The sequence below is a fragment of the Stenotrophomonas sp. P5_A8 genome (genome assembly GCF_056400545.1).
This window is the reverse complement of sequence record NZ_JBFULB010000031.1, coordinates 1-20827: the sequence shown is the minus strand read 5'-3', so window position 1 is coordinate 20827 and position 20827 is coordinate 1. Positions and strand designations below refer to the sequence as shown.

The following is a 20827-nucleotide window of genomic DNA, read 5'->3' as shown; positions in this document are numbered from 1 at the left end:
CCCGGCACTACCGTTGCGCTTTCGGAGGCGCATGTGCGGTTGCCGGCCAGCGGCCGGCACTACCCCGTGACACGCGCTCACGCAGCGTCTCGCTATAGTCGCCCCATGAGCGATGCCCACACCGATCCCACCGCACTGCCGGCGATCCTGCAGACCCTGCGCAGCGCCTGGCAGGCCAACCGCCCCTCGCTGGACCAGCGCCGCGACGACCTGCAGCGACTGCGCGCCGCGTTGAAGGCGCAGTTGCCGCAGATGGCCGAGGCCATTTCGGCCGACTTCGGCCACCGCTCCCCCCACGAATCGCTGATCGCCGACGGCATGACCGTGCTGGGCGAGATCGATCACCTGCTCAAGCACCTGCGGCGCTGGGCGCGCCCGCGTCGGGTCGCCGTGGGGGTACGGTTCTGGCCGGCGCGCGCGCAGACCCGCGCGGTGCCGTTGGGCGTGGTCGGGGTGATCTCGCCGTGGAACTACCCGGTCAACCTGGCGCTGATACCGCTGGCCACCGCGATCGCCGCCGGCAACCACGTCATCCTCAAGCCGTCCGAACACACCCCGCGCACCAGCGCGTTCCTGCAGGCATTGCTGGCCGAGGTGTTTCCCGCGCAGCGCGTGGCGGTGGTGCAGGGCGACGGCGCGCTGGCCGGTGCGCTGGCCGGCTCGCCCCTGGACCATCTGGTGTTCACCGGCTCCACCGCGATCGGGCGCAAGGTCATGGCCGCCGCCGCGCCGCACCTCACCCCGTTGACCCTGGAGCTGGGCGGCAAATCGCCGGCGATCGTCTGCAGCGACTATCCGCTGGACAAGGCCGCCGCGCGCCTGGCCACCGGCAAGTGGTTCAACGCGGGTCAGACCTGCATCGCACCGGATTACGTGCTGATCGATGGCGCCCGCCAGCGCGAGCTGGTGCAGCAGCTGCAGACCCAGGTGCGTGCGCGTTACGGCGATTTCAGTGATGCGTCGGACTACACCCGGATCATCCATGAAGGCCAGTACCAGCGGCTGCGTGGCTACCTCGACCAGGCCCGCGAACGCGGCGTGCCGGTGATCGAACTGGCCGCTGTCGATCCCGAACGCGCCGCGCGCGAACGCCTGATCGTGCCGACCATCGTGCTCGACCCGCCTGCCGATCTGGACCTGATGCAGGAGGAGATCTTCGGCCCGATCCTGCCGGTGTGCGCCTACCCGGACCTGGACGCGGCGCTGGCCGAGGTGCAGGGCCGCGACCGGCCGCTGGCGCTGTACGTCTTCAGCCAGCAACGCGCCACCGTCGAGCGCGTGCTCGGCCAGGTGGTGGCCGGCGGCATCACCGTCAACGACACCCTGCTGCATTTCGCCATCAACGACCTGCCGTTCGGCGGCGTTGGCCCGAGCGGCATGGGCGCGTATCACGGTCGCGCCGGCTTCGACGGGCTCAGCAAGCAGCTGCCGATCCTGTGGCAGTCGCGCTGGGCCGCCAGCGACCTGCTCAAGCCGCCGTATTCGAAGATCGCCGGGATGTTGAAAGCACTGCTGCGCTAGCGGGCAGCGCATCCCAACGGTAGAGCCGAGCCATGCTCGGCTGCGTCTGTCACCGCCCATGACCCGGCAAACTGCGTCGAACGCGTCGAACGCGTCGAACGCGTCGATGGTCCGATGGTCCGCCCCGTTCGGCTCAAGCTTCCGTGCGGCCACGTCCGAATCCGCCCGAATCAGGCCGAGTGAAAGGAACGATCAGCATTCAGGCCGCGAGCGCCGGCCTTCGTGGAACCACGCATAGGCAGCCGCCTCCAGATCGCCTTCCGATGCGATCACCGAACCATCTTCGTCCAACACGGTGTAGTGGCGCTGGTCGCCTCCCAGCGCAGCGCTGCCATCGAGCCCGAGAAGCAGGGTGTACAGGGCATCGGTGGCGAACACATCGAGCATGTCCCGCAATTGGTGTGCCTGCGCAGGTGACAGTGCCATGGCGGCGATCCGTGCGGCTGATTCCGTTCCCGGGGCCCAGGCGGCGGCCAACAGTTGTTCTTTCTCTGCGTACCACTTGGCTACGAAGGCATCTGCGTCCATGGGGTTTCCGTGCGATCAGGGGCCACAGCCTAACGTGCGCAACGGCGATGCAGCTGTCCACGATGCCCGGGCTCGGGCTGCACACGGCCGCCGGCCAGCGGCCGGCACTACCCGGTAGAATGGCGCCCATGAAAATCGCCTCCTGGAACGTCAATTCGCTCAACGTGCGCCTGCCGCACCTGGAACAGTGGCTCACCGCGTTCGCGCCGGACGTGGTCGGCATCCAGGAAACCAAGATGGAGGACCACAAGTTCCCCGACGCGGTCCTGGCCGGGCTGGGTTACCGCAGCGTGTTTGCCGGGCAGAAGACCTACAACGGGGTCGCGCTGCTCTCGCGCGAACCGGCGCAGGATGTGCAGATCGGCATTCCCGGCTTTGAGGACGAGCAGAAGCGCGCCATCGCCGGCACCGTCAACGGCGTGCGCATCATCAATCTGTACGTGGTCAACGGTCAGGATGTGGGCACCGACAAGTACGAATACAAACTGCGCTGGCTGGACGCGGTGCACGCCTGGGTGGCTGCCGAACTGCAGCAGTACCCCGAGTTGGTGGTGATGGGCGATTTCAACATCGCCCCGGACGCGCGCGACGTGAACGACACGCTGGTGTGGAACGAAAACCACATCCTCACCTCCACCGCCGAGCGCGGCGCACTCAACAAGCTGCTGCAGCTCGGCCTGCATGACGCGTTCCGCCTGCACAGCGAGGAAGAAGGCGTGTTCAGCTGGTGGGATTACCGCGCGGCCGGTTTCCGCCGCAACCTGGGCCTGCGCATCGACCTGACGCTGGTCTCCGACGCGCTCAAGGCGCGCGCCATCGCCTCGGGCATCGACCGCGAGCCGCGCACCTGGGACCGTCCCAGCGACCACGCCCCGGCCTGGGTGCAGCTGGGCTGACAGAAACGACAAGGCCCGGCGATGCCGGGCCTTGTCTGGATCCATCGCGCGTTGGTCAGCGGATGCTTTTGCGCGTGAACAGATTGACCAGGGCGAGCAGGATCACCGCACCAATCAACGAGAACAGGAACGTACGGATCGTGATCGCTTCGTTGATGCCACCGCCGAACAGGAAACCGGCGATCAGCGCGCCGACGATGCCGACCACGATGTTGAGGATGATGCCCTGCTGTGCGTCGCGTCGCATGATGATGCTGGCAAGCCAGCCCACGATGCCACCAACGATCAACCAGATGATGATGCCCATAGTCTTGACTCCCAGGTTGTGTGAACGACCGGGCCAGTTGACGTCAGCCGCCGTGAAATCACCGTGCAGCCGTCCTCACCGGGTGCAGGCATGAGGGTGGCTACCGCCCTTGGCGGCCCGTGGCGGTTCGGTCCGGTCACGGTCTGGTGCCTGCCGCACGTCAACGGTACGCGCGGCGAGCCGCAGGCTCGGGTGTTGCTGGCCGACCAGCTCGGCGCCGACCCGCAGACCCTGCCACTGCAGCGCGACCTGCGTGGCCGCCCGGAGCTGCACGACGCGTTCTCGCACCTGGGCACCGGCTGGAGCCATAGCCATGGCCTGCTGCTGGTTGCGCTGGGCGAGGGCGTCCGCCTGGGCGTGGACCTGGAGCCACTGCGGCCGCGGCCGCGCATGCGCGAGATCATCGAACGCTTCTTCCACCCGGCCGAAATCGACTGGCTGCTCGGCCTGGACGAACCCACCCGCAACCCGTGGTTCTTCCGGGTGTGGTGCGCCAAGGAAGCCATCCTCAAGGCGCAGGGGCAGGGCATCTCCTTCGGCCTGCACCGCCTGCAGCTGGCCCCCACACCTGACGGCGCCCTGCACCTGGCCTGGTGCGACCCCGAGCTGGGCGACGCCGGCCGCTGGCACCTGCACGAATGGCAGGCCGCCGCCGACTTCCGCGCCGCGTTGGCCTGGCACGCGGTCTGAGCTGAGCCGGGGTTGCGGCGGTTGGCTGGTGAAGGCGCCGATCATTGCCGCGCTGCGCGCGGCCAGCCGAGCATGGCTCGGCTCTACCTATGGCCAGCCGAGCATGGCTCGGCTCTACCTATGGCCAGCCGAGCATGGCTCGGCTCTACGTATGGCCTGGCGGGCAGGGCTCTGCGCTACCCGCGGCCAGACCCACACCCGCCCTCCGTGGCGGAATCCGTGTGCGGCTCTTGCCCTTGCCCCGCTTTCGACCTGCGATAATCGCCGCATGACCGAACACACCCTCCCGGCCGGCGTGGCCGAAGCGCTCGAGCGTGGCCTGGCCGCGATGGACCTGGACGCCGCCCTGGCGCCGCCGCTGCTCACCTACCTCACCCTGCTCGACCGCTGGAACCGCACCTACAACCTCACCGCCATCCGCGATCCGCTGGAGATGGTCACCCGCCACCTGCTCGACTCGCTGGCCATGCAGCCCTACCTGGAGGCCGGCACCCTGGCCGACCTCGGCACCGGCCCCGGCCTGCCCGGCATCCCGCTGGCCATCGCCCGCCCGCAGCTGCAGGTCACCCTGGTCGAAAGCAACGGCAAGAAAGCCCGCTTCATGCGCGAAGCCGTCCGCCAGCTCGGCCTGGGCAACGCCCGCGTGGCCGAATCGCGCGCAGAGGCACTCGCCGAGCCGGGCGCCTACGACCACCTCACCGCGCGCGCCATGGACACCTTGGCCGGCATCATCGACGTCGGCGGCCATCTGCTGCGCCCCGGCGGCCGCCTGCTGGCCATGAAGGGCGTCTACCCGCACGACGAAATCGCCCAGCTGCCGGCCGGCTGGCAGGTCGAACAAGTGCTGCCCCTGCATGTCCCCGGCCTCACCGGTGAGCGCCATCTGGTCGTGGTGGCCGGTCCCTGAGCACATCGGCGTGCGCCCGTCGTCGTGACCGGCGCGCGTTCTCATAAGCGCCGCAGCGCCCGCCGTTGCTGCCGCTGCGGTGTCCACCGGGCGCATCCGGGGCCGCCGCGCGAGGTCGTGGGCGCCCACCGGCGCGCATCTCACAGTGCATGACACGCCCCATATACGCATAATGACCAGTCCCACTCCCTGCCGATGAGGCTCACCCGCATGGCCCGCATCATCGCCATCGCCAACCAGAAAGGTGGCGTCGGCAAGACCACGACCGCTGTCAATCTGGCCGCCTCCCTGGCTGCTGCACCCAGGCGCGTGCTCCTTGTCGACCTGGATTCGCAGGGCAACGCGACCATGGGCAGTGGCGTGGACAAGCGTGAAGTGGCCGCGTCCACCTGCGACCTGCTGCTCGGCGAAGCCACCGCGGTCGAAGTCCGGGTCACCACCCCGGAGGGTTTCGACCTGCTGCCGGGCAACATCGACCTGACCGCCGCCGAGATCCAGCTGATGGACCAGGGCGAACGGGAGCAGCGCCTGAAGCGCGCCCTGGCCCCGATCCGCGACGAATACGACTTCATCCTCATCGACTGCCCGCCGGCGCTGTCGCTGCTGACCCTCAATGCGTTGGCCGCCGCCGATTCGGTGATCGTGCCGATGCAGTGCGAGTACTACGCGCTGGAAGGCCTGAGCGCGCTGGTGGAAACCATCGAAGCGCTGCGCGCCAACCTCAATCCCAGCCTGGAGATCGAGGGCGTGCTGCGCACCATGTTCGATGTGCGCAACAACCTGGCCAATGCGGTCTCGGCCGAATTGACCGACCACTTCGGCGACCGCGTGTTCCGCACCATCGTGCCGCGCAACGTCCGCCTGGCCGAAGCGCCCAGCCACGGGCAGAGCATCGTCGGTTACGACCGCGCCTCGCGCGGTGGCGTCGCCTACCTCGGCCTGGCCGGGGAAATCATCCGCCGCCACCAACAACGCAATAAGGCCGACAAGGCCCTGGAGACCGCCTGATGAGCACCAAGCCCGCCCTCGGCAAGAAACGCGGCCTCGGCCGCGGCCTCGATGCGCTGCTGGGGCCCAAGGGCGCGGTGACTCAGGTGCAGGCCGCGGCGGTGATCGAACCGCTGCCCGGTGAAGTGCTGCGCAAGCTGCCGGTCGGCCAGCTGCAGCCGGGCAAGTACCAGCCGCGCCGCGACATGGATGAGACCAAGCTCGCCGAGCTGGCCGAATCGATCAAGGCGCAGGGCGTGATCCAGCCGATCCTGGTCCGCCAGCTTGGCCCGGACAGCTTCGAGATCGTCGCCGGCGAACGGCGCTGGCGCGCCTCGCAGCTGGCCGGCCTGGACGACGTGCCGGTGGTGGTGCGCGAGCTGGAAGACCGCACCGTCATCGCGATGGCGCTGATCGAGAACATCCAGCGCGAAGACCTCAACCCGCTTGAAGAAGCCGAGGCGCTGCAGCGCCTGATCAGCGAATTCGCGCTCACCCACGCCGAGGCCGCCCAAGCCGTCGGCCGCTCGCGCGCGGCGGTGTCCAACCTGCTGCGCCTGCTCGAGCTGCCGATCGCCATCCGCCTGCTGCTGGAAACCCGCCGGCTGGAAATGGGTCATGCCCGCGCGCTGCTGACGCTGGCGCCGGAATTGGCCAGCAAGCTGGCCCAGGAAGCGGCCGACCAGGGCTGGTCGGTACGCGAAGTGGAACACCGCGCGCAGCAGTTCGCCGCCGGCAAGGTGCCGGGCGCGATGCGCAAGAAGCCGACCGCCAGCGCCCCGCAGGCCGACATCGCCTCGCTGGAGACCGAACTGTCCGAATCGCTGGGTGCGCGCGTGGCCATCAACCACGGCCGCGGCGGCAAGGGCAAGCTGATCATCCATTACACCGACCTGGACACGCTGGATGGCGTGCTCGAACGACTCCGCGTACAGAAGGGCTGAGTCCCCCGCCTGCGCAAGAGGATCACCCCACCGTAATGAACCCCACCAAGGTCGACCGCAACCATCTGTTGCGTCTGACCGACCTGCCGAATGTCGGGCCGGCCTGTGAGAAAGATCTGCGTCTGATCGGCATCCGCGTGCCAGCGCACCTGCGCGGCCGCGATGCCTATGACATGTATGCGCAACTGTGCCTGCGCACCGGCGTGATGCACGATCCCTGCGTGATCGACGTGTTCCTGTCGATCCTGCGCTTCATGCAGGGCGAGGCGCCGCGCCCCTGGTGGGATTTCAGCAAGGAACGCAAGGCCACGCTGGCCAGGGATGCCCCGCTCACCTTGTGGTGAGCCAGCACCTGGGCCACGGTGGTCATCACCAGGAGCCACTGATGAGCAATGAACACGACGAACTGAGCCCGGGCGGCAGCCCGATCCTGCTGCACACGCAGGAGAAAGACTTCGCGCCGGCCCACGGCGAGGAATGCATCGAGCAGATCAGCGCGCATATCGAGCAGCACCTGGGGCCGATCTCGGGCGTCTTCCACGAGATCATTTCCGATGCGGTGCACATCGACGTACACGTGGTCCCGGCCACCGACGCGTTCCCGCACCTGCGGCTGGTGACGTCGGGCATGAGCGACCTGCCGATGACCCTGCCCGAGGGCGTGGAGGCACCGCAGCACATGGAGCTGATGGTCACCCTGCCGGCCGACTGGCCGATCCAGCACGCCGATTTCGAGGACGAGCGGTACTACTGGCCGATCCGCCTGCTCAAGGGCCTGGCGCGGCTGCCGCACAAGTTCGATACCTGGCTGGGCTTTGGCCACACCGTGCCCAACGGCCATCYGGCCGAGCCCTATGCGCCGGGCGTGGGCTTCGACGGCGCGATCGTGCTGCCGCCGGTGAGCGCGCCGGAAGACTTCGGCCACCTGGTGATCGATGCACACAAGACCATCGTCTTCATGACGCTGGTCCCGCTGTATCCGGAAGAGATGGCGCTGAAGTTGAAGAAGGGCAGCGATGCACTGCTGGACCGTTTCGACGCCAAGGGCATCAAGGATCTCATCGACCCGGCGCGCGTCAACGTGGCCAGGAAGCGCTTCGGGTTGTTCTGAGCCCGGCGCATCGGCGATATCCTGTCCACAGCAATTTCCAGGACCCTGCCATGACCGTTCTTGTCACCGGCGCCGCCGGCTTCATCGGCGCCAACACCCTGCGTGCCCTGCTGGATGCCGGTGAAACGGTGGTCGGGCTGGACAACTACAACGACTATTACGACCCGCAGATCAAGCGCGACCGCGTGGCCGCGCTGTGCCCGGATGCCGATATCCGCGTGCTCGACCTCACCGACCGGGACGGCCTGGCCGCGCTGTTCGATGAGGTCAAGCCGACCCGGGTGATCCACCTGGCCGCGCAGGCCGGCGTGCGCTATTCGCTGGAAAATCCGTACGCCTACGTCGACAGCAACCTGGTCGGCTTCGTCAACATGCTCGAGCTGTGCCGGCATCGCGGCGTGGCGCACCTGGTGTATGCCTCCAGCAGCTCGGTCTACGGCGACTCGGCCACGCCGCCGTTCTCCGAAGACCAGCGCATCGACAAGCCGCGTTCGCTGTATGCCGCCACCAAGGCAGCCAACGAACTGATGGCCTACACCTACGCGCAGTTGTATGGCCTGCATGCCACCGGCCTGCGCTTCTTCACCGTGTACGGTCCCTGGGGCCGCCCGGACATGGCGCCGCTGCTGTTTTCGCGCGCAGTGCTGGCCGGACGCGTCATCGATGTGTTCAACGACGGAAAAATGCAGCGCGATTTCACACATGTTTCCGACATCGTGGCCGGTATCCTCGGCGCGCTGGCGCATCCGTCCGGCGAGGACGTGCCGCACCGTGTATTCAACCTCGGCAACCACACGCCGATCGAGCTGGAGCATTTCATCGGGATCATCGAGGCGGCCGCAGGACGCCCGGCGCACAAGGTCTACAAGTCGATGCAGCCCGGCGACATGGTCCGCACCATGGCCGACACCCGTCGCGCCCATGACGCATTCGGCTATGAACCGGCCACGCCGATCGAGCAGGGCCTGCCGSCCGTGGTGGCCTGGTGCCGCGACTATTTCGGCGATCACGCCTGACACACATCTCCCAATTCATCTTCGGATAACCTCGGGAGCGGAAAATGCGCGCTCTTTTTCGATCCCGGCCCTTCGCAGAGCCCGACCATGAGCCAACCCCAGTTGTCGGTCGTCGTCCCGGTCTTCAATGAACGCGACAACGTCACCCCCCTGATCGAGGAGATCACCGCCGCCCTGCGCGGACGGATCGACTTCGAGATCGTCTACATCGACGACCATTCGCGCGATGACACCCTGGCCGTGCTGCAGGGGCTCAAGGCCGCCAACCCGGAATTGCGGGTGCTGCACCACGTCAACCAGAGCGGGCAGAGCACCGCCGTGCGCACCGGGGTGAAGCATGCACGCGCGCCGTGGATCGCCACCTTGGACGGCGACGGGCAGAACGATCCGGCCGACATCCCCAAGCTGCTGGCCGCACGTGCGGCCGCCGCCCCGGAGGTCAAGCTGTTCGCCGGTTGGCGGGTCAACCGCCAGGACTCGGGCAGCAAGCGCTGGGCCAGCAAGTGGGCCAACGCGATCCGCGCGCGCATGCTGCGCGATGACACCCCCGACACCGGCTGCGGCATCAAGCTGTTCGAACGCGCCGCGTTCCTGGACCTGCCGTACTTCGACCACATGCACCGCTACCTGCCCGCGCTGATGCAGCGTGCCGGCTGGAAGACCGTCAGCGTGCCGGTCAACCACCGCCACCGCACCGCCGGGGTGTCCAAGTACAACAACCTGGGCCGGGCGCTGGTCGGCATCCGCGACCTGCGCGGGGTGGCCTGGCTGATCACGCGCAGCAAGCGCACCGCCGTGGAAGAACGCTGATGGAGCTGCACTGGCTCGACCAACCGTTGACCTGGCTGTACTGGACCGGCCTGCACGTAACCGGCTGGAAGCTGATCGGCTATACCGGCGCGCTGATGTTCGGCGGCCGCTGGCTGGTGCAGTTCGTGGCCTCCAAACGCGCCGGCAAGCCGGTGATCCCGCGCCTGTTCTGGTACATGAGCGTGGTCGGCAGCCTGATGACCCTGAGCTACTTCCTGTTCTCGGCCAAGCAGGACTCGGTGGGTGTATTGCAGAACCTGTTCCCGGCGTTCACCGCGCTGTACAGCCTGAAGCTGGATATCGCCCACCGTGGGTGGAAGCGGGACAAGGCGGCGCATTAGGGCGGGGCGACGGAACGCGTTCCGTCAATGCCACCCCCAGGTTCATGGGGCCCGGCAGGACCTTTGAACCATGCGCAGGGCCGCCGCCGGGTGCCATCATCGGGGTTTGCCGTCTCCCGGGAACCCCTGATCGTGAAATCACCGCTCGTCACCGCGTTGCTGCTCGCCCTGGCCCTTCCTGCCGGCGGCGCCCTGGCCGCTGCGCCGGCCGCACCGACCACCGCCCCGGCCAGCCTGGCTGTTGAAAGCCCCGCCGATGCGCAGTTCCGCGCCATCTACGAAAAGGAATGGAAGTGGCGCCAGGACGGCGGTGGTGCGGCCAGCGAGGATGAAGACGGCCCGGCCAACGCCACCCGCATGCCCGACGTGGGCGAGGCCGCCCAGCAGGCGCGGCTGAAGGTCTGGGACGACGTGCTGGCCCAGCTGGACAAGGTCGACCGCAAGGCGCTGTCGCCGGACAACCAGATCAACTACGCCATCTACCGCGACCAGGTGTTCAACCTGGCTGCCGAGGTGCGGCTGGGCGGCTATGAAATGCCGTTCAACGCCGACTCCTCGTTCTGGTCGAGCCTGTCGTTCATGGCCCGCCGCGAGATGAAGACCGCGACGGATTACCGCAACTACATCGCGCGCCTCAACGATGTGCCGCGTTACTTCGACCAGCAGACCGAGAACATGCGCGCCGGGCTCAAGCGCGGCTTCAGCGTGCCGCGCGCGGTGCTGGACGGCCGCGAGGTCTCCATCGCCACCGTGTCCGAACTCAAGGACCCGACCGCCTCACCGCTGTATGCACCGTTCAAGAAGCTGCCGGCCAGCATTCCCGCCGCCGAGCAGGCGCAGCTGCAGGCGCAGGCACGCCAGGCCATCAGCGACAGCGTGGTGCCGGCGTTCGGCAAGCTGCGCACCTTCTTCGTCAGCGAGTACGTGCCGCAGGCGCGCACCACGCTGGCGGCCGAGGCGATGCCCGGTGGCGAGGCGTATTACAAGCAGCAGATCCACCAATACACCACGCTGGACCTGACCCCGCAGCAGATCCACGAGATCGGCCTGAAGGAAGTGGCGCGCATCCAGGAGGAAATGAACGCGATCATCAAGCAGGTCCAGTTCAAGGGCAGCTTCGCGCAGTTCCTCACCTTCCTGCGCACCGACCCGCAGTTCTACGCCAAGACCCCGGACGAGCTGCTGTATCGCGCCGCGTGGATCTCCAAGCGCGTGGACGGGGTGATCGGCAAGTACATGACCCTGCCGCGCGCGCGCTTCACCATCGTGCCGGTGCCGCCGGACATCGCCCCGTTCTGGACTGCCGGGCGCGGTGGCATGGGCACCTACTGGCTCAACACCTACAACCTGCCGGCGCGACCGCTGTACAACCTGCCGGCGCTGACCCTGCACGAGTCCGACCCGGGCCATGCGCTGCAGGGTGCGCTGGCGGCCGAGCACGGCGACCAGCCCGAGTTCCGCCGCACCGCCTACATTTCCGCCTACGGCGAGGGCTGGGGCCTGTACTGCGAGAAGCTCGGCGTGGAGATGGGCATCTACGAAACCCCGTACGAGGATTTCGGCCGCCTGACCTACGAAATGTGGCGCGCCGCGCGCCTGGTGATCGACACCGGCGTGCACCACAAGGGCTGGACCCGCGAGCAGGCCATCGCCTACCTGCGCGACCACACCGCGCTGAGCGAGCATGAAGTGACCACCGAAGTGGACCGCTACATCTCCTGGCCGGGCCAGGCGCTGAGCTACAAGCTGGGCGAGATCGCGATCGTGCGCCTGCGCGCCCAGGCCGAAAAGGACCTGGGCGACCGCTTCGACGTGAAGGGCTTCCACGATGCCGTGCTGCAGCAGGGCTCGGTGCCGCTGCCGGTGCTGGAGCAGCAGATCCAGGCGTACATCGCCCAGCGCAAGGCCGCTGGCTGAGTACAACGGGGTCGGCCGCGCCACGGCAGACCCCGCCAAGGTGAACCCATGCCGGCGGCTGCGATTGTGTAACGCGCAAGCCGCCGGCTACCCTGCCGGCATGTTCCGTTCTGCCCGCCCGCATTCGTCCCTGCTGCTGCGCCTGCTGATGCTGGTCGCGGTCGGCCTGGGCGTGTTCGGCACGGCGACGGCCTCGGCACTGGCCGACATCCACATCAGCCTGCATACCGATGCTGCGCCCACCGATGCGGCCACTCCGGGCAGCAGTGATCCCGATGCGAGTGACGGTGACCTGTTGCACGCGTTGGTCCATTGCGGGCATTGCCATGGTCATGGCGGCGTCCTGCCGATGGCCTCGCTGCCGTGGCTGCTGCCCACCGCGCCTGCGCACAGCGTGCCGGTCGGGTTGACCGCGCAGTTGCGCACCCAGCCGCCCGAGAGCCTGCTGCGCCCCCCGATAGCGTCCTGATGCCTTGCGGCCACGCGCCGCCGTTGTCCATCTGAACCGCTATCTGGAGAGTCCCCCATGTGGATGCGCATGGCAGCCCTGGCTGTCGTTGCGTTCGTGCCGTGCGTGTATGCGCAGGGTACGGATACGCCTGACCCGTTGACCCTCGACGCCGCCATCGCGCGCGTCGCCCACTATCACCCCGACCTGCGCCTGGCCGACGCGCAGCGCCCGATCTGGGAAGCCCGCCGCGATGCGGCGGCGCTGACGCCGCCGCTCACCGTCGGCGTCGAGCTTGAGAACGCGCTCGGCACCGGCGATGCCAGCGGCTTCCGTACTGCCGAGCTGACCGTCACCCTGGCCGGCGTGCTGGAACGTGGCGGCAAGCTGGACGCGCGTCGTGCAGTGGCCCAGGCCAACATCGACAGCCTGGCGCCGCAGCGCGAGACCGCACGCCTGGACCTGCTGGCCGAGGTCGCCCGCCGCTACCTCGCCATCACCGAGGCGCGCCAGCAACTGGGCATCGCCACCACCGACATCGAGCAGCGCAAGCGCGCGGTCGCCGCCGCGCGGTTGCGCCTGCAGGCCGGCGCCTCGCCCGAATCGGTACTGCTGACCGCACAGGCGATGCTGGCCCAGGCTGAACTGGACCGCGATCGGGCCCGCCAGGCCGACCAGTCCGCACGTGCCGCCCTGTCCGCGCTCTGGCGGCAACGCAATCCCGGCTTCAACGTGGTCACCGGCGACCCCATGCAGCTGCCGGCCCTGCAGGACTTTGCGGTGTTGGCCGAGGAACTGCAGCGCACCCCGGAACTGGCGGTACTGGCCGGTGAACGGCGCATCCGCGAGGCGCAGGTCCAGTTGGCACGCACCGCCGCGCGGCCGGATCTCAGCTGGCAGGTCGGAGTCCGCAACAACCGCGACAGCCGCGACAGCGCCTTCGTGGCCGGTTTCAGCCTGCCGCTGGGCAGCGTCGCGCGTGCCGCGCCGGAGATCCGCGCCGCCGAGGCCGAGCTGGCGCTCAACAGCGTCGAACGCGACGCACGCGCCCTGCAGCTGTACGCCACGCTGGCCGAGGCGCACGGGCGCTACCTGACCGCGCAGCTGGAAGTCACGCGTATGGCGCGCGATGTGCTGCCGCAGCTCAAGCGCGCCGAAAACGCCGCCGAGAAGGCCTGGCGCGCCGGCGCCATCAGCTACATGGAATGGGCGCAGCTGCAGGCCATGCGCATCGACGCGCGCCAACGCCAGCTCGATGCGGCCATCGCCGCACAGACCGCGTTGATCGAAATCCAGCGCCTGACCGGCCAAAGCATGGTCGCCGCCAGCGACACCCCCACGCCCCACGTGTCCACGGAGGACCGCCGATGAACCGTTCCGCACACCGCATCGCGCTGGCCGCCACGTTCCTGCTCGCTGCACTGGCCCTGACCGGCTGCGGCAAGGACGCCCCTGCAGCCGGCCCCGCCGACATCGACCCAGGGCACGCCGAAGCGGGCCACACCGACGGCGAAGACGACCATGACGCGCCGGAGCGCACCACCATCGCCGCAGCCATGGCCGAACAGGCGGGTATCCGTGTGGCCCCGGTCGCCGCCGGCACCATCGCCGACGAACACGACGTGCAGGGTCTGCTGACGCCCGTCGATGGCCGCGTGGCGCAGGTGATGGCGCGCTTCCCCGGCCCGATCCGTTCGCTGCGCGCCAACGTCGGCGACAGCGTCCGCGCCGGCCAGGTGCTGGCCAGCATCGAGAGCAACCTCAGCCTGACCACCTACACCGTCAGCGCGCCGATTGCCGGCGTGGTGCTGGCGCGGCAAGCGCAGGTTGGCGGCGTGGCGGGCGAGGGCACGGCGTTGTTCGAGATCGGCGACCTGTCCACGCTGTGGGTGGACCTGCATATCTTCGGCAACGATACCCAGCACATCACCGCCGGCGTCCCGGTCACCGTGTCGCGCATGACCGACGGTGTCAGCCAGACCACCACGCTGGAACGCGTGCTGCCCGGCACCGCCACCGCCAGCCAGAGCACCGTCGCCCGCGCCACGCTGCGCAACGACGATGGCCTGTGGCGGCCCGGTGCGGCGGTCAAGGCACGCATCGTGGTGGCGACCAAGCCCGCCGCGCTGGTGGTGCCGCTGGCTGCGGTCCAGAGCATGGACGGCAAGGACGTGGTGTTCGTGCGCGTCGGCGATACCTACACCGCCCGTGCGATCACCCTCGGCGCGCGCGATGCCGGCCAGGTCGAAGTGACCGATGGGCTGAAGACGGGCGAAGACGTCGTGGTCGAACAGAGCTACGTGGTCAAGGCCGACATCGGCAAGGCGGGGGCATCGCATGAGCATTGATCGCGTGCCGCGCGCGTCGCACCGCGGAGGACGCTCCCATGCTTGAACGCATCATCGGCGCCTCCATCGCCCATCGCTGGTTGATGATGACCCTCACCGCCGTGCTGGTCGCGGTCGGCATCTGGAGCTTCACCACGCTGCCCATCGACGCCACCCCGGACATCACCAACGTCCAGGTGCAGATCAACACCGCCGCGCCCGGCTACTCGCCGCTGGAGACCGAACAACGCATCACCTACCCGGTGGAAACGGTCATGGCCGGGCTGCCGCGCATGGAGCAGGCGCGGTCGCTGTCGCGTTACGGGCTGTCGCAGGTCACCGTGGTGTTCGAGGACGGTACCGACATCTACTTCGCCCGCCAGCAGGTGGCCGAACGCCTGCAGCAGGTGAAATCGCAGATTCCCGACGGCCTGGACCCGCAGCTGGGCCCGATCTCCACCGGCCTGGGCGAGATCTTCATGTACACCATCGACGCCGATCCAAAGGCACGCAAGCCCGATGGCACGCCGTACACCGCCACCGACCTGCGCACCCTGCAGGACTGGGTGATCCGGCCGCAGCTGCGCAATGTGCCCGGTGTTACCGAGGTCAACACGATCGGCGGCTTCCAGCGCCAGGTGCATATCACCCCGGACCCGGCGCGGCTGCGTGCGCTCGGCTTCACCCTGGAAGACGTCGCGCAGGCGGTGGAAGCCAACAACCAGAACGTCGGCGCCGGCTACATCGAGCGCAACGGCCAGCAGTTCCTGGTGCGCATTCCCGGCCAGGTGGCCAACCTGGAGGAGATCGGCAACATCGTGCTGGCCCGTCGCGAAGGCGTGCCGATCCACGTGCATGATGTGGCCGAGGTCAAGGATGGGCCGGAACTGCGCAGCGGTGCGGCCACCCAGAACGGCCACGAGGTGGTGATGGGCACGGTGGTGATGCTGATCGGCGCCAACAGCCGCGATGTCGCCCAGGCCGCGGCGGCGCGGCTGCAGCAGGCGCAGGCGAGCCTGCCCGCGGGCGTCACCGTCACCGCCAGCTACGACCGCACCGCGCTGGTGGACCGCACCATCGAGACCGTGGCCAGGAACCTGGTCGAAGGTGCGCTGCTGGTGATCGTGGTGCTGTTCCTGCTGCTCGGCAATTTCCGCGCCGCGCTGATCACCGCGGCGGTGATTCCGCTGGCGATGCTGTTCACGTTGACCGGCATGGCCCGCGGCGGCGTGTCGGCCAACCTGATGAGCCTGGGCGCGCTCGACTTCGGCCTGATCGTCGATGGCGCGGTGATCATCATCGAGAACTGCCTGCGTCGCTTCGGCGAACGCCAGCACGCCCTCGGCCGTGACATGACCCGCGCCGAACGTTTCGCCGAAACCGCCAGCGCCACTGCCGAGGTGATCCGTCCCAGTCTGTTCGGCCTGGGCATCATCACCGCGGTGTACCTGCCGATCTTCGCGTTGTCCGGCGTGGAAGGAAAAATGTTCCATCCCATGGCGATCACCGTGGTGCTGGCACTGACCGGTGCGATGGTGCTGGCGCTGACCTTCGTCCCGGCGGCGATCGCGCTGTTCCTCGGCGGGCACGTGCAGGAGAAGGAAAACCGCGTGATGGCTTGGGTGCGCCGGCGCTATGAACCGCTGCTGGCGTTCTCGCTGCGTCGCGGCCGCTGGATGGTGGCCGGTGCACTGGTGCTGGTGGTGGGCTGCGGCCTGCTGGCCACCCGGCTGGGCAGCGAATTCGTGCCCAACCTGGATGAGGGCGATGTCGCCATGCACGCCATGCGCATCCCCGGCACCAGCCTGACCCAGTCGATCCAGATGCAGAAGCAGATCGAAAACCGGCTGATGCAGTTCGCCGAAGTGGACAAGGTGTTCTCCAAGATCGGCACGCCCGAGGTAGCCTCCGACCCGATGCCGCCGTCGGTGGCCGATACCTTCATCATGATGAAACCGCGCAAGGACTGGCCGGACCCGCGCAAGTCGCGCGCGGCATTGCTGGGCGAACTGGAAGAAGCCGTGGAGCAGTTGCCGGGCAACAACTACGAGTTCACCCAGCCCATCCAGATGCGTACCAACGAGCTGATCTCCGGTGTGCGGGCGGACGTGGCGGTGATGCTGTTCGGCGATGACCTGGACACGCTGCTGGCGGTGGGCCAGCGCATTGCGGCGGTGGCGGGCAAGGTGCCCGGTGCGGCCGATGTGCGGCTGGAGGAAACCAGCGGCCTGCCGCTGCTCACCGTCACCCCCAACCGGGCCGCGCTGGCCGGCTACGGGCTCAACCCGGGCCAGGTGCAGTCGACCGTGGCCACTGCCGTCGGTGGCCAAGTGGCGGGACAGTTGTTCGAAGGCGACCGTCGCTTCGACATCGTCGTGCGCCTGCCCGAAGCGTTACGCCAGGACCCGGCCGCGCTGGCCGACCTGCCGGTATCGCTGGAGACCGCGCTGGCCGGCGACGCCGACGAATCCAGCCGCAGCGGCAGCTGGAGCAGCGGCAGTGCGCGTACCGTCCCGTTGCGCGAGCTGGCCACGCTGGGCAACAGCGAAGGGCCGAACCAGATCAACCGCGAGAACGGCAAGCGTCGCATCGTGGTCACCGCCAACGTGCGCGACCGAGACCTGGGCGGTTTCGTCACCGAGCTGCAGCAGACCATCGGCCGCGACGTGCAGGTGCCCAACGGCTACTGGATCGAATACGGCGGCAGTTTCGAGCAGCTGATCTCGGCCAGCCAACGCCTGGCAATCGTGGTGCCGCTGACCCTGATCATCATCTTCGCGCTGCTGTTCTGGGCCTTTGGTTCGGTCAAGGATGCCGCGATCGTGTTCAGCGGCGTACCGCTGGCACTGACCGGCGGCGTGCTTGCACTGGCCGCACGCGGGATCCCGCTGTCGATCTCCGCGGGCGTCGGTTTCATCGCGCTCTCCGGCGTGGCGGTGCTCAACGGCCTGGTGATGATCAGCTTCGTGCGCAGCCTGCGCGATAGCGGATTGCCGCTGGCCGACGCAGTGCGCGACGGCGCGCTCGGCCGCCTGCGTCCGGTGCTGATGACCGCACTGGTGGCCTCGCTGGGCTTCGTGCCGATGGCCTTCAACGTCGGCGCCGGCTCGGAGGTGCAGCGTCCGTTGGCCACGGTGGTGATCGGCGGCATCGTGTCGTCCACGTTGCTGACGTTGCTGGTGCTGCCGGTGTTGTACCGGTGGTTGCATCGGAAGGAAGAGGCTGGACCGGCCTGAATCGAACGGCGGCACGCCTTGCCGCGTGCCGCCATGCCGACGCCAAAGGCGGCGTCACCAATGCGACGGCTTGTCGATGGGCTTTTTCCCGGTCTGGATGCGATCTGGCAGCTGGCATGCTGCCAGTTCCTCGTCGCGAATGTGGCTCCGCGCCCAGTGCGCCTTCGCCGATAGTGATGACATCATGTTCCGGTGGGAGACCGCGCCGTCCTCTGGAGGACGTCGTGGCGTAATCACTCCAAGCCGGATGTGGGGAAAATCTGCTTTGATCGCACGAAGCATGGGTTCCACATCGCTTGTGTGTCCCCCATCGTTTTCTGGAAGCGGGCGCCATGTCGGGCCTCGTGCCCGCGCAGGAAGCAGTCCTGGGCGATGGTCGATGCATTGCCATGCGTCGAGAACCGGGCCAGGCAGAACGCGCTGAACTACCTGACCAACGTCACCTGGGACTCAGGATCCTGTTCGTGGAGCAAGCGGTGGAACAGCGCCACCCTGTCGATCCACTTATAGCGCGTTCCCCGGATACGGCCGTAGTAGAAGTTGTAGCCATCCATGTAGACGGCGGTTGCGTTGATCATGCACACGTTCCTTCGGGCATGAAAAAACCGCCTTGCGGCGGTTTTTTCGTCCCAAGCCGTTTAGCCAACTGAATGACGACGGCGAGGGCGGGGGCGTGCATCCATTACGGCAGCCCCTGCCGGGGAGGTCAAATGACCGGGTCACACTCTTTCATGGCAGTTCAACCTTGTTGTCGAGTCGGTATTCCCACCAACTGCCGGTCGATCAGATCGACTGCGTTGGCCACGCCGTTTTCGCTTTCCATCCCCCTGCCAAGTGCAGCCGCCCGCTCACGGGTCCCGGCGCGTTCGACGAAACCAATCGCATTTGCCAGGGTGTCGTGATCCAGCCGCTTCGGCGACAACGCTGCCGGTGCTACCCCCAACTGCTGCAACCGATCCGCCCAGAAGAACTGGTCGGCGGCGAACGGCATCACCAGCGAGGGCACGCCGGCGCGGCAGGCCGAGTGCGTGGTGCCGCTGCCGCCGTGGTGGATCACCAGCGCACAGCGCGGGAACAGAGCCTCGTGCGGGGTGGGGCCGACCACGAACACCTGCGGCGGCAGAGTGCCGCTGGGCACTCCGGCCCAGCCGGGAAACAGCAGCACCCGGCGCGGTGCCAGCGCCTGCAGCAGGGCGGGCAGCACATGGTCGCGGTCGAAGCCGGTCATGCTGCCAAAGCCGAGGTACACCGGCGCCGGTCCGGCGTCGAGGAAGGCCTGCAGGTCCGCCGGCGGTTGCCAGGCCAGGTCCGGGGCGCGCCATTGCCCGCAGATGCGGTGGTCGGCGGGCCAGTCCGCGGGCGGCGGCAGCAGGCTGGGCGAGATGCCGTACAGCATCGGCAGGTCGCGCCAGAGCGTGCGTCGCGGCGGCATGCCCAGCGCGCGTCGGGCGCGGTTGATCGGCCCGCGGAACGTCCGCCAGACCGCCTGGTTGACCAGCGTGTAGCTGAGCCGGTTGAGCGCGCCGGGCAGGCGTAGCCGTGGCAGGAACGGGGACAGGAACGCGCGCGTGGGGGTGAGCGGGATCATGCCRGTGCCGATCACCGGCAGGCCGTGGCGTTCGGCCACGGACATGCCCACGAACGCGGCGAGCCCGCCGGTCAGCACCGCATCGCAGCCGGCGGCCGCCGCGTCGGCCTGGCGCATCCACGCCGGCACGTGCTGGCGGGCCATCCGTGCCAGCCCGCGCGAGGCGGCCAGGGTGTCGTTGCCGCGCGATACCAGCGCCACCACCTCGTCATGGATGTCCCCTTCCAACGCCGCGTGCGGCACCCCCAGGTCGCGCGCGCTGCCGAGGGTGTCGCCTTCGGCCAGCAGCAGCACTTCGTGGCCGGCGGCGATCAGGCCATGGCACAGCATCACCAGGGGGCGGGTGTCGCCTTCGGTGCCATAGGTCAGGGCGAGCAGCCGCATGGGTGGGGTCCGGGTGGGGGAGGGCCAGTATTGCCGCCCCGGTGCAGCGGCGGCGCGAACAGGCGGGCCGGGCGCGCCCTGTGGACAACTTGCGCAGGCCCTTGGGCTGCGGCATAATGCGCGGCTCGCTGTGTCCAGAAACCTTTGGATCGGTGGCCGGGAACACGTCATCCGGCCTGCCCTCGACAGCGTAACCCTTTGATTCTCATGACGTGTGGCGGGAAACCGCCGAGGCCGCCGTCGCCCGGGCTATGGGCTGACAATTACTTTCATCGAGGTGCGCAATGTCCCGCGTATGCCAAGTTTCCGGCAAGCGAGTGCAGACGGGTAACAACGTCTCGCACGCCAACAACAAGACCCGTCGTCGTTTCCTGCCCAACCTGCACGAGCGCCGCTTCTGGGTTGCCAGCGAAAACCGCTGGGTCAAGCTTCGTGTTTCCGCGCATGCCCTGCGCACCATCGACAAGAACGGTATCGATTCCGTTCTGGCTGAGCTGCGTGCGCGCGGCGAAAAGGTCTGAGGAGTAAATAATCATGGCAGGCAAGCGCGACAAGATCCGTCTGATTTCGACGGCCAACACTGGCCACTTCTACACGACGGACAAGAACAAGAAGAACACCCCCGGGAAGATGGAATTCCTGAAGTACGATCCGGTCGTGCGCAAGCACGTCCTGTACAAGGAAGGCAAGATCAAGTAATCCGCAAGGATGCTTGAGCTTCCCCGAAAAAGACCCGCCCTCGTGGCGGGTTTTTTTTTGGTTCTTCTCTCGTCTGCGTGGTGAAAACCAAGCGCGCTGCGAACCTTTTCATGCGCGGTCGTCGGTGGGCCGGGCGCTGGGCCCCCATGCCCTTTCCGGCGAATGTCCCC

Annotated in this window: 22 protein-coding genes; 18 read left to right on the top strand and 4 right to left on the bottom strand. The window is 68.0% G+C overall.

Annotated features, from left to right (window positions below; genetic code table 11):
- Window positions 1–105 precede the first annotated feature (105 nt).
- Entirely contained in the window at window positions 106–1521 is a 1416-nt protein-coding gene (locus AC1DQP_RS04140; protein WP_457320958.1) for a coniferyl aldehyde dehydrogenase, read from the top strand.
- 192 nt (window positions 1522–1713) lie between these two features.
- Here AC1DQP_RS04140 and AC1DQP_RS04135 read toward each other — a convergent pair whose 3' ends face one another.
- Entirely contained in the window at window positions 1714–2049 is a 336-nt protein-coding gene (locus tag AC1DQP_RS04135) for a hypothetical protein (RefSeq protein WP_457320956.1), read from the bottom strand.
- Window positions 2050–2177: 128 nt separating this feature from the next.
- On the opposite strand from AC1DQP_RS04135, the gene xth reads away from it, so the two are divergent.
- Window positions 2178–2945, top strand: coding sequence for an exodeoxyribonuclease III (xth, locus tag AC1DQP_RS04130; RefSeq protein ID WP_457320954.1), 768 nt, complete (start codon window positions 2178–2180; stop codon window positions 2943–2945).
- A gap of 55 nt (window positions 2946–3000) precedes the next feature.
- On the opposite strand, the gene AC1DQP_RS04125 is transcribed toward xth, so the two are convergent.
- The gene (locus AC1DQP_RS04125; protein WP_256776306.1) at window positions 3001–3252 is read right to left on the bottom strand and encodes a GlsB/YeaQ/YmgE family stress response membrane protein; all 252 of its coding nucleotides are present in this window, start codon (window positions 3250–3252) and stop codon (window positions 3001–3003) included.
- 90 nt (window positions 3253–3342) lie between these two features.
- On the opposite strand from AC1DQP_RS04125, the gene AC1DQP_RS04120 reads away from it, so the two are divergent.
- The 14 genes from AC1DQP_RS04120 (at window position 3343) to AC1DQP_RS04055 (ending at window position 17986) form a co-directional block, all read left to right on the top strand.
- A complete protein-coding gene (locus AC1DQP_RS04120) occupies window positions 3343–3942 on the top strand; it encodes a 4'-phosphopantetheinyl transferase family protein (protein WP_256776305.1) in 600 nt (199 codons plus the stop codon).
- 268 nt (window positions 3943–4210) lie between these two features.
- The gene (gene rsmG, locus AC1DQP_RS04115; RefSeq protein ID WP_256776304.1) at window positions 4211–4849 is read left to right on the top strand and encodes a 16S rRNA (guanine(527)-N(7))-methyltransferase RsmG; all 639 of its coding nucleotides are present in this window, start codon (window positions 4211–4213) and stop codon (window positions 4847–4849) included.
- Window positions 4850–5059: 210 nt separating this feature from the next.
- Window positions 5060–5857, top strand: coding sequence for a ParA family protein (locus AC1DQP_RS04110; RefSeq protein WP_256776303.1), 798 nt, complete (start codon window positions 5060–5062; stop codon window positions 5855–5857).
- Window positions 5857–6780 (top strand): ParB/RepB/Spo0J family partition protein, encoded by a 924-nt coding sequence (locus AC1DQP_RS04105; RefSeq protein WP_256776302.1) that lies wholly within the window; start codon window positions 5857–5859, stop codon window positions 6778–6780. The genes AC1DQP_RS04110 and AC1DQP_RS04105 overlap by 1 nt, the downstream gene beginning before the upstream one ends.
- A 35-nt stretch (window positions 6781–6815) precedes the next feature.
- Window positions 6816–7124, top strand: a complete 309-nt coding sequence (locus tag AC1DQP_RS04100) for a helix-hairpin-helix domain-containing protein (RefSeq protein WP_457320500.1) — start codon at window positions 6816–6818, stop codon at window positions 7122–7124.
- Between the two features lie 41 nt (window positions 7125–7165).
- On the top strand, window positions 7166–7891 hold the full coding sequence (locus AC1DQP_RS04095; RefSeq protein ID WP_478051148.1) for a suppressor of fused domain protein: 726 nt from the start codon (window positions 7166–7168) through the stop codon (window positions 7889–7891).
- Between the two features lie 50 nt (window positions 7892–7941).
- Entirely contained in the window at window positions 7942–8907 is a 966-nt protein-coding gene (locus AC1DQP_RS04090; RefSeq protein WP_478051147.1) for an NAD-dependent epimerase/dehydratase family protein, read from the top strand.
- Window positions 8908–8994: 87 nt separating this feature from the next.
- Window positions 8995–9717, top strand: coding sequence for a glycosyltransferase family 2 protein (locus AC1DQP_RS04085; protein WP_457318182.1), 723 nt, complete (start codon window positions 8995–8997; stop codon window positions 9715–9717).
- On the top strand, window positions 9717–10058 hold the full coding sequence (locus tag AC1DQP_RS04080; protein ID WP_256776297.1) for a lipid-A-disaccharide synthase N-terminal domain-containing protein: 342 nt from the start codon (window positions 9717–9719) through the stop codon (window positions 10056–10058). Before AC1DQP_RS04085 ends, AC1DQP_RS04080 begins: the two co-directional genes overlap by 1 nt.
- Before the next feature lie 132 nt (window positions 10059–10190).
- The gene (locus AC1DQP_RS04075) at window positions 10191–11975 is read left to right on the top strand and encodes a DUF885 domain-containing protein (RefSeq protein ID WP_457318183.1); all 1785 of its coding nucleotides are present in this window, start codon (window positions 10191–10193) and stop codon (window positions 11973–11975) included.
- Window positions 11976–12075: 100 nt separating this feature from the next.
- Window positions 12076–12444, top strand: a complete 369-nt coding sequence (locus AC1DQP_RS04070; RefSeq protein WP_457318184.1) for a DUF2946 family protein — start codon at window positions 12076–12078, stop codon at window positions 12442–12444.
- A 57-nt stretch (window positions 12445–12501) separates the two neighbouring features.
- Window positions 12502–13794, top strand: coding sequence for a TolC family protein (locus AC1DQP_RS04065; RefSeq protein WP_457318185.1), 1293 nt, complete (start codon window positions 12502–12504; stop codon window positions 13792–13794).
- Window positions 13791–14771 carry an efflux RND transporter periplasmic adaptor subunit gene (locus AC1DQP_RS04060; RefSeq protein ID WP_457318186.1) on the top strand — a complete coding sequence of 327 codons (981 nt, stop codon included), beginning with the start codon at window positions 13791–13793 and terminating at the stop codon, window positions 14769–14771. The genes AC1DQP_RS04065 and AC1DQP_RS04060 overlap by 4 nt, the downstream gene beginning before the upstream one ends.
- A 38-nt stretch (window positions 14772–14809) precedes the next feature.
- Complete coding sequence (locus AC1DQP_RS04055) at window positions 14810–17986, top strand: efflux RND transporter permease subunit (protein WP_478051146.1); 3177 nt, start codon at window positions 14810–14812, stop codon at window positions 17984–17986.
- Window positions 17987–18411: 425 nt separating this feature from the next.
- Here AC1DQP_RS04055 and AC1DQP_RS04050 read toward each other — a convergent pair whose 3' ends face one another.
- A complete protein-coding gene (locus AC1DQP_RS04050; RefSeq protein WP_256776289.1) occupies window positions 18412–18564 on the bottom strand; it encodes a PIN domain-containing protein in 153 nt (50 codons plus the stop codon).
- Window positions 18565–18725: 161 nt separating this feature from the next.
- Window positions 18726–19958: a glycosyltransferase gene (locus tag AC1DQP_RS04045; RefSeq protein ID WP_457318188.1), complete on the bottom strand. Its 1233-nt coding sequence runs from the start codon at window positions 19956–19958 to the stop codon at window positions 18726–18728.
- A gap of 284 nt (window positions 19959–20242) precedes the next feature.
- Here AC1DQP_RS04045 and rpmB point away from each other — a divergent pair, with 284 nt between their 5' ends.
- Both rpmB and rpmG read left to right on the top strand, forming a co-directional pair.
- Window positions 20243–20479: a 50S ribosomal protein L28 gene (gene rpmB, locus AC1DQP_RS04040; protein WP_005411638.1), complete on the top strand. Its 237-nt coding sequence runs from the start codon at window positions 20243–20245 to the stop codon at window positions 20477–20479.
- A 10-nt stretch (window positions 20480–20489) separates the two neighbouring features.
- Entirely contained in the window at window positions 20490–20657 is a 168-nt protein-coding gene (gene rpmG, locus AC1DQP_RS04035) for a 50S ribosomal protein L33 (protein ID WP_172407465.1), read from the top strand.
- The last annotated feature ends 170 nt before the right edge of the window (window positions 20658–20827 follow it).